We start from the raw sequence: 7529 nt of genomic DNA, 5'->3' as shown, positions 1-7529 counted from the left end.
GGCTGTCCACCCCCGGCGACAGGACGAGGCGCCCGCACCACGGCGCCGGAAGGACACTGTGCTCAGAGTCATTGGCAAACGCATAGCGTTGCTCATCCCCACCCTCTTCGGGCTTTCGCTCCTGCTCTTCCTGTGGGTGCGGAGCCTTCCCGGCGGACCGGCCACCGCGCTGCTGGGCGACCGTGCCACTCCCGAAGCCGTCGCCCGCATTAACGAGCTCTACGGCTTCGACCGGCCGCTGATCGAGCAGTACTTCCTCTATATGGGAAAGCTGTTCCAGGGTGATTTCGGCACCTCGATCCTGACCGGCAGGCCGGTGCTCGAAGAATTCGCCACCCGCTTCCCGGCTACGCTGGAGCTGACCGTGGTGGCGCTGATTTTCGCGGTCGGCATCGGCATCCCGCTGGGCTACCAGGCCGCCAAGAACTACGGGAAATGGCCGGACCATTCCTCGGTGGTGTTGTCGCTGATCGGCATCACCGTTCCCGTTTTCTTCCTGGCCTTTATCCTCAAATGGTTGTTCGCCATCAAGTTGCCCTGGTTCCCTACGGACGGGCGGCAGAATCCACGCATCGATGCCACGCATGTCACCGACTTCTATGTGCTGGACGGAATCCTCACGCGCGAATGGGACGCAGCGTGGGATGCCTTCATCCACCTGGTCCTGCCGGGGATTGCACTGGGGACCATTCCGCTGGCCATCATTGTTCGCATCACCCGGGCGTCCGTGCTGGAGGTGCAAAACGCCGACTACGTGCGAACCGCCCGGGCCAAGGGGCTGATGCAGAAAACCATCCGCAACCGTTTTGTGCTGCGGAACGCCATGCTTCCGGTGACCACCACGATCGGCCTGCAACTTGGCCTGCTGGTCTCCGGCGCGGTGCTGACCGAGACGGTCTTCGCCTTCAGCGGGATCGGCAGGTTCCTGCGCGACGCCATCTTCAATTTGGACTATCCGGTGTTGCAGGGGTTCATCATTTTCATAGCCGTGATCTACTCGCTGATCAATCTGCTGGTGGACCTTTCCTACAGCATCATCGACCCGAGGGTGCGTGTCTGATGAGCACAATTCTTCCCCCGCAGCCCGCCGGCGATACCGAGGTCACTGCCCCGAAACCGCCCGGGCGGGAGACCGGCGGCACCAGCCTCTGGAAGGACGCATTCCACCGGCTCCGCAAGAATCCCCAGGCCATCGCCGGCGCCCTCATCGTGGGGTTGTTCGTCCTCACGGCTGTCCTGGCGCCGGTCCTGGCACCCTACGGGGGCCAAGACCTGCCCGGCCGCACGTACATCACACCAACCCACATCCCGGGCTTCGGCGAGGTGGAAGGCTTTCCGCTGGGGCTGGACCGCTTTGGCGGGGACCTGCTCAGCAAGCTCATCTGGGGAGCGCAGGCCTCGCTGCTGATCGGCGTCGTTTCCACCGCCATGGGCTTGGCCGGGGGCATGCTACTGGGCATCCTCGCCGGCGGCTTCGGCGGCTGGATTGACAGCCTCATCATGCGTGCCGTGGACATCCTGCTCTCGGTGCCGAACCTGCTGCTGGCAGTGTCCATCGCAGCCATCCTGGGGCAGGGAACGTACGCGGTGATGATCGCGATTGGCGTCGCCCAACTGCCGATCTTCGCGCGGCTACTGCGGTCATCGATGATCTCCCAACGCAGCGCCGACTACATGCTGGCAGCGCAGACGCTGGGCCTCAGCAGGGGCGCCATCATCATGAACCACCAGCTGCCCAACAGCCTCGGCCCGGTAATCGTCCAGGCCACCCTGACATTGGCCACCGCGGTCATCGACGCCGCAGCGCTGTCCTTTCTGGGTCTGGGCGGAGGACGCCCTCAGACCGCCGAATGGGGCCGAATGCTCACATACGCCCAGGCCGAGCTGGGGATCGCGCCGCAACTGGCCTTCCTGCCCGGCCTGTGCATCGCCATCACGGCACTGGGATTCACGCTTCTGGGCGAATCGCTGCGCGAAGCACTCGATCCGAAAACCAGGGCCAAGTAACAGCGCGCGGGCTTTGCCTCAGCCGGCCAGGGTAGCCGGCGGTCCTCCGCCGTCGTGCCGCCGCCGCTGGCGTGCCATATGCATCATCGCGCCGAAGCCGGCGATGAACAGCAGTTCCAGCACCGCCAGCAGCCAGACGACGCCCCACCGGCCCTCGCCAATGAAGATCACCGCCCCGATGGACAGCAAGACGGTACCGATGACCAGGACGAAAACCGCGAACCCGACGGCTACCGCGGCGCTGCGTACACCGGTCCGGAAGCCGAAGCCCTCCGGCCGGTGATCATCGGGCTCCGGAGCTGACCCGGAGCCGGCATGCTCAGGACGCAATCTCCGGATCCTCCGCCTGGATGTCCAGTTCGTTGCCCGGGATGGACGCCAACAGGCGCCGGGTGTAGGGGTGCCGCGGGTTGGTGAACACTTCTTCCGAGCTGGCTGCCTCGACCAATTCGCCGTCCTTCATCACGCAGACGTAGTCGGAGATCAGCCGTACCACGGCCAGATCATGCGAAATGAAAAGGTAGCTCAGCCCCAACTCCGACTGCAGATCTCCCAAAAGCTTCAGGATCTGTGCCTGCACCAGCACATCCAGTGCGGATACGGGCTCGTCACAGATGATCAGCTCGGGCTTCAGAGCCAAGGCACGGGCGATCGCCACCCGCTGGCGCTGGCCTCCGGAGAGTTCGGAGGGGTAGCGCCGCAGCATGTTCTGCGGCAGCGCCACCTGGTCCATCAGCTCCCGAACGCGGACCGAACGTTCTTTGGCGCTGCCCCGCTTATACGTGGACAGCGGCTCCTCCACGATCCGCTCAATGGTGAACATGGGGTTCAGGGACGAATACGGATCCTGGAACACCGGCTGCACCCGCTGCCGGAAGTCCCGCAGCTGCGCCTTGGACAGGCTGGCCACGTCCATCCCGTCAAAGGTCATGGTGCCGCTGGTCGGTTCAATAAGCTTCAGCAGCATCCGCGCCGTGGTGGTCTTGCCAGAGCCCGACTCGCCGACGATGGCCACCGTCCGGCCACGGGGAATATCCAGCGTCACGTTCTTCGCCGCATAGAAGTCCTCGGACTGGCCGCGGATCCTGTAGATCTTGGTGAGGTCACGCAGCTCGACAATGTTGGCCGTTTTCTGCCCCTCGGCCGCTCCCGCCGTCCGGACAGCTGCGGTCGATTCGGCGGCGTGGTCTTGGAAGACCTTTTCCGCCCGTTCGGCGCGAACCTCAGCACTGCCGGTATAGGCGCCGGGCAACAGGCGCACTGCGGCAACGCTGGGTGCCGCTCTGACCAGAGACTGGGTGTAGGGATGCTGCGGTTCCTCGAGCAGCTGCTGTGCCGGGCCCGTCTCCACCACCTTGCCGCGGTGCATCACCACCAGTTCCGACGCCCGCTCGGCGGCCAGCCCCAGATCATGGGTAATCAGCAGCACGGCTGTGCCCAGTTCGTGGGTCATCGACGCGATCTGGTCCAAAATGGTCCGCTGGACCGTCACGTCCAGCGCCGACGTCGGCTCGTCGGCGATCAGAAGCCTCGGCTGGCAGGCCAACCCGATCGCAATCAGGGCGCGCTGACGCATGCCGCCGGAAAATTCGTGCGGATACTGTTTGGCGCGTTCTTTGGCGTTGGGCAGTCCGGCCGCCTCCAGGACCTCCACGACTTTTCGGTCCACGTCCCGCCTGGTTGCCATGCCGTGCACCAAGAGGGTCTCCGCCACTTGGGAGCCGATCCTGGTGACGGGATTCAAATTCGACATTGGATCCTGCGGAACCAGGCCGATCTGGCGCCCCCGGATGGCCCGCATCCGATGTTCCGACAGTCCCACCAGTTCCTGGCCGTCGAAGCGAATGCTCCCGGCTGTCACCCGGCCGTTGCCGGGCAACAGCCCGATCACGGCCATTGCCGTGGTGGACTTCCCGGAACCGGATTCGCCCACGATCGCCAGCGTCTTGCCCTGCTCCAGGCGGAGCGAGGCACCTTCCACCGCGGAGACTTCCCCGTAAGTGGTACGGAAAGAAACGGCCAGATCCCGGACCTCGAGCAGCGCTGCTTCGTCGGCATTTTCGGTCATGGTTCCATCCTGCCCCATCAGGAGGCGGATGTGGCCTACCTCTCACCGGGATTTCGCCGCGCGGGAGGCAGTACATACGTCGATTAGACTTGAGGATCATTCCCCGCCTGCCCCGAGGAGTCTCAAGCGTGACACCACCTCCCGCTCGCCGCACCGTGCTGAAGGCAGGCGCAGCGGCGGCGGCTGTGTTGCTCGCCGGCTGCACCTCGGAACCCCGCCGGCCTGCTCCCTCCAGCACCGCCGCCGGCTCCGTGCCGAACAACGCCGCACCCCGGGACACCAGCTTCACCATGGGCGTGGCCGCCACTCCCGTCACTCTCGACCCGGCCTTGGCACTCGACACCGAGTCCTACCGGGTGACCCGGCAGATGCTGGAGACGCTGGTGGGTGTGGACCCTGCCACCGGCGTTCCGGCTCCGCGGCTGGCGGTTGAGTGGACCGAAGTGGACAACGGCCGGTCCTATCGTTTCCGGCTCCGCGAAGGCGTTACCTTCCACGACGGCACGGCGTTCGACGCCCGGGCAGTCCGCACCAATTTTGAGCGCTGGTACCGGTTACCCCGGGCAGCCCGGCCGCTGAAGGAGGGGCTGGCGTTCCGGTCCGTCTTCGGGGCGTTCGCCGATGACGAGGGCGAGTCACTCTACGACAGCTGCGAGGTGCTGGGCCCGTTCGAGATCCAGCTGAACCTCACGCGCCGCTTTACCGGCCTGATCGCGTCTTTGGCCATGCCGGCCTTTGCCATCTCGTCGCCGGCGGCGCTGAAGGCCGGGAAGGCGGACCACCTGACGGAAGAGCGCGGCGGCAACAAAGTGTCCCGCTACGGACTGGCCCCGGTGGGAACCGGCCCGTTCGCCTTCGCCAGCTGGGAACAGGACCGCATGGTTCTCTCTGCCTTTGACGGCTATTGGGGCGCCGCCGGCGACGTGCGCACCGTGGTCTTCAAGACACTGCCGCACCCAACCGCCCGGCTGCGCGCCCTGCAGGCAGGCGACATCGACGGGTACGATCTTGTCACCCCGGCCACGTACGCCGGTCTGGTCCGTGCCGGCATGCAGGTGCTGCAGCGCGACCCGTTCTCCGTGGTCTACCTCGGGATCAACCAGGCCGCCGACGGGCTGGACGACATCACCATGCGCCAAGCCATCGCCCACGCGATCGACCGGCAGACGTTGATCGACAGCTTCTTCCTGCAGGGCACCAAGGAGGCCATGCAGTTCATACCGCGCAGCCTCGGCGTCACCAATGAGACCATCCCGTACTACGAATACAACCCGGAACGCTCACGCCAGTTGTTGGCCCGCACCGGGTACGACGGCCGTGAACTGACCTTCTGCTATCCGCTCGACGTCACGCGGGCCTACCTGCCGACCCCCGAAAAGGTGTACGCCGAGCTGAGCCGCCAGCTCACCGCCGTCGGAATCAATATCAAGCCGGTGCCCATTCCGTGGGACGAAGGCTACCTCGACACGGTCCAGGGTACGGCCGACCATGCCTTGCACCTGGCCGGCATCAGCGGCAGCTACCGCGACCCTGACAATTTCGTGGGCCCCCTCTTTGGCAGCAAATCCCTGGAGTTCGGCTACGACAGCGCGCAAATCCGGAGCAAGATTGCCCGCGCCAAGAGCCTGCCCCAGGGCGACGACCGTGTGGAGGCTTACTACAGCATCAACGAGCAGCTGGCCCGGGCCGTCCCGGCGGTGCCGCTGGCGTTCCCGATCTCGGCGCTGGCGATGGGAGAGCGCGTGGCGAGTTACCCCGCAAGCCCCATGCTGGACGAGGTCTTTAACCTGATCGAGCTGACCCAGGACTGAACCGGCGCCGGGCCGGCGCGCAATTCCCGCGCTGCCCCTCACGCCGCGCCCGTGCGTTGGGTCACAACCAAGACGGCAGATTTTAGTCTCGCTGGCGCGGCGCGCTAGGCTTCTACCTGCCGGCACAGCTGCTATGGGAGATTGAAGTTGACTGCAAACATGCCCCTGGGATCATCCAACAACGTCGACGTCGCGCTCATTGGCGGCGGCATCATGAGCACCACGCTCGGCTCCTTCATCAAGCAGCTGCAGCCCGACTGGAGCATCAGCCTGTTCGAGAATCTGGACGAGGTCGGCCTGGAAGCCTCGGACCCGTGGAACAACGCAGGCACCGGACACGCCGCCCTCTGCGAGCTGAACTACACGCCCGCCGATGCCGACGGTACCGTGCCCACGGCCAAGGCTGTGGGCATCAACGAGAAGTTCAACATCTCCCGCCAGTTCTGGTCGCACATGATCAGCCAGGGCCACATCTCGTCGCCCAAGGAATTCGTCAACCCGTTGCCGCACATGAGCTTTGTCTGGGGCGACGACCATGCGGACTATCTCAAGCGCCGCTATGAAGCGCTGAAGAAGGAACCGCTGTTCGAACAGATCGAGTTCTCCGAAGACCACTCGACCATCAACGAGTGGGCGCCGCTGCTCATGGGCGGCCGCGATCCCCGGCAGCGCGTGGCAGCATCCCGCGTCACCGGTGGCACCGATGTGGACTTTGGGTCCCTCAGCCGCAAGCTGGCTGCCTACCTGACCGCCAACGGCGTCGAACTGAATTACGGGCACCGCGTGCTGGACGTTTCCCGCAACACCGATGGGCGCTGGACGCTGGAGGTCAGGAATAACGCCACCGGCGAAAAGACCAAAGTCAACGCCCGCTTCGTGTTCATCGGTGCCGGCGGCGGCGCCCTGCACCTGCTGCAGCGCTCGGGCATTCCCGAGTCCAAGGGCTTCGGCGGCTTCCCGGTCTCGGGCCAGTTCCTGCGCTGCACGGACGAGGCCATCATTGCCAACCACAACGCCAAGGTGTACGGCCAAGCCTCTGTGGGCGCCCCGCCCATGTCTGTGCCGCACCTGGACACCCGCTTCGTCAACGGCAAGCGCTCCCTGCTCTTCGGCCCGTACGGTGGCTTCTCGCCGAAGTTCCTCAAGACCGGATCGCTGCTGGACCTGCCGCTGTCCGTGCGCCCGTCCAACCTGGTTCCGATGCTGGCCGTAGCCAAGGACAACTTCGGACTGGTCAAGTACCTGGTCACAGAAGTGCTCAAGACCCGCGAAGGCAAGAACAAGGCCCTGCGCGCCTTCCACCCCGAGGTGGAAGGCGACCAGTGGGAGCTGATCACGGCGGGCCAGCGCGTCCAGGTCATCAAGAAGGACCCGAAGAAGGGCGGCGCCCTGCAGTTCGGCACCGAGGTCATTGCCTCCGCCGACGGCAGCATCTCCGCCCTGCTGGGTGCCTCCCCCGGCGCCTCCACCGCCGCACCGATCATGATCAGCCTGCTGGAGCGCTGTTTCCCGCTGGAGTTCAAGGGGTGGGAGCCGAAGCTGAAGGAAATGATCCCCGGCTACGGCGTCAAACTCAACGAAAACCCGTCGCTGCTGGCCGAAATCACGGCCGACACCAACCGCGTGCTCGAACTTGGCTGACC

At 65.3% G+C, this 7529-nt stretch carries 6 protein-coding genes; 4 read left to right on the top strand and 2 right to left on the bottom strand.

What is annotated here, in order from left to right:
- The first annotated feature begins 58 nt into the window (after window positions 1-58).
- Both AC5RWT_RS19390 and AC5RWT_RS19385 read left to right on the top strand, forming a co-directional pair.
- A complete protein-coding gene (locus AC5RWT_RS19390; protein WP_494081589.1) occupies window positions 59-1060 on the top strand; it encodes an ABC transporter permease in 1002 nt (333 codons plus the stop codon).
- Window positions 1060-2007: an ABC transporter permease gene (locus AC5RWT_RS19385; RefSeq protein WP_494081586.1), complete on the top strand. Its 948-nt coding sequence runs from the start codon at window positions 1060-1062 to the stop codon at window positions 2005-2007. Before AC5RWT_RS19390 ends, AC5RWT_RS19385 begins: the two co-directional genes overlap by 1 nt.
- Before the next feature lie 18 nt (window positions 2008-2025).
- Here the strand turns inward: AC5RWT_RS19385 and AC5RWT_RS19380 are convergent, their stop codons facing one another.
- A complete protein-coding gene (locus tag AC5RWT_RS19380) occupies window positions 2026-2337 on the bottom strand; it encodes a hypothetical protein (RefSeq protein WP_494081585.1) in 312 nt (103 codons plus the stop codon).
- Entirely contained in the window at window positions 2327-4075 is a 1749-nt protein-coding gene (locus AC5RWT_RS19375) for a dipeptide ABC transporter ATP-binding protein (protein ID WP_494081584.1), read from the bottom strand. The genes AC5RWT_RS19380 and AC5RWT_RS19375 overlap by 11 nt, the downstream gene beginning before the upstream one ends.
- 128 nt (window positions 4076-4203) lie before the next feature.
- Between AC5RWT_RS19375 and AC5RWT_RS19370 the strand changes: the two genes are divergently transcribed.
- Window positions 4204-5886: an ABC transporter substrate-binding protein gene (locus tag AC5RWT_RS19370; RefSeq protein ID WP_494081583.1), complete on the top strand. Its 1683-nt coding sequence runs from the start codon at window positions 4204-4206 to the stop codon at window positions 5884-5886.
- A gap of 159 nt (window positions 5887-6045) precedes the next feature.
- Complete coding sequence (locus AC5RWT_RS19365) at window positions 6046-7527, top strand: malate:quinone oxidoreductase (protein ID WP_494081582.1); 1482 nt, start codon at window positions 6046-6048, stop codon at window positions 7525-7527.
- The last annotated feature ends 2 nt before the right edge of the window (window positions 7528-7529 follow it).

The organism is Arthrobacter sp. Dra40 (assembly GCF_059091905.1).
This window is presented reverse-complemented; position numbering and strand designations above follow the sequence as displayed.

Coding starts and splice junctions, on each gene's coding strand:
- AC5RWT_RS19385 (WP_494081586.1), top strand. CDS start 1,060: ATGAGCACAATTCTTCCCCCGCAGCCCGCCGGCGATACCGAGGTCACT.
- AC5RWT_RS19365 (WP_494081582.1), top strand. CDS start 6,046: ATGCCCCTGGGATCATCCAACAACGTCGACGTCGCGCTCATTGGCGGC.
- AC5RWT_RS19375 (WP_494081584.1), bottom strand. CDS start 4,075: ATGACCGAAAATGCCGACGAAGCAGCGCTGCTCGAGGTCCGGGATCTG.